We start from the raw sequence: 1,266 nt of genomic DNA on the forward strand, positions 1-1,266 counted from the left end.
CCGCCCATGAAACTAGTCACTTACCGCCACGACGGCGCGACACGCCTGGGGATTCTCGACGCGGACCGGGGACGCGTGTTTCCGGCCTCCGCGTGCGTCGCCGGCGCCCCGGAGAGCATGACCCAGTGGATCAACCAATACGGCGTATCGGTCCCCGACGCCTCCTTCGATGATGCCAAGGCCATCGGTCTCGACCAGGTCACGCTCATGGCGCCGATCCCCACCCCCGGGCGCAACCTCATGTGTGTGGGCAAGAACTACCTCGCCCACGCCAACGAGTTCTCACGCAGCGGTTTCGACCGCAGCGACGCCAAACGGTCCGCGGACGCACCGGAGGCGCCGATCGTTTTCACCAAGGCGCCTTCCAGCGTCGTCGGTCCGGGAGCACGCGTCATCTATCCCGAAGGGATCAGCGAAAAGCTCGACTACGAGGCCGAGGTGGGCGTGGTCATCGGCCAGGGCGGCCGCGGGATCCGCGCCGCCGACGCCTATCGGCACGTGTTCGGCTACGTGGCAATCAACGACGTCACCGCACGCGATCTGCAGGCGCTTCACCGCCAGTGGTTCATCGGCAAATCCCTCGACACCTTCTGCCCAATGGGGCCGTGGATCGCCACCGCGGACGAAGTGGACCCCGAGAACCTGAACGTCCGCTGCTGGGTGAATGACGAGCTGCGCCAGGAAGCCAACACCCGCGACCTGATTTTCGACATCCCGACACTGATCGAGACCCTGTCGGCGGGCATGACACTGCGGCCCGGCGACATCATCGCGACCGGGACACCGCAGGGCGTCGGGATCGGCTTCGATCCCCCCCGCTTCCTGCAGGTGGGCGATCGCGTCCGTGTCGCCATCGACGGGCTCGGCGAACTGGTCAACGACGTCACCTCCGCGTAATACACCGGAAAAGCCGGACTAACCGCAAATTCGACGACAGGAGCGCAAACCAATGCACGCGGTCAACGGAAAACAACTCCTCGTGGAAGAGCACGGCGACGGCGAGGCCGTGATCATGGTGCACGGGCTCGGCGGCGACTCGAATGCCTGGGGCCCCCAGGCCAATATGCTGTCGCGCCATTTCCGGGTGATCCGCCCGGATCTCGAGGGCTCGGGCCTGTCACCGTGCACCGGCGAGCTGTCCATCGACGGCTTCGTCGACGACCTGCTCGCCCTGGCGGATTCCCTCGGCGTCGAGCGCGCCCACTGGGTGGGCCACTCGATGGGGACGATCGTGTGTCAGCACATCGCCGCACGGCACCCGGAACG

At 66.4% G+C, this 1,266-nt stretch carries 2 protein-coding genes; both read left to right on the top strand.

What is annotated here, in order from left to right; translation table 11 throughout:
* A partial coding sequence (locus tag G7A99_RS20055) for a fumarylacetoacetate hydrolase family protein (protein ID WP_240466356.1) occupies positions 1-897 on the top strand: 897 nt, incomplete at its 5' end.
* Between the two features lie 52 nt (positions 898-949).
* Positions 950-1,266 (top strand): alpha/beta fold hydrolase (locus G7A99_RS20060; RefSeq protein WP_163143570.1); only part of this gene is annotated, 317 nt, incomplete at its 3' end.

The organism is Arhodomonas sp. KWT, from assembly GCF_010993615.1.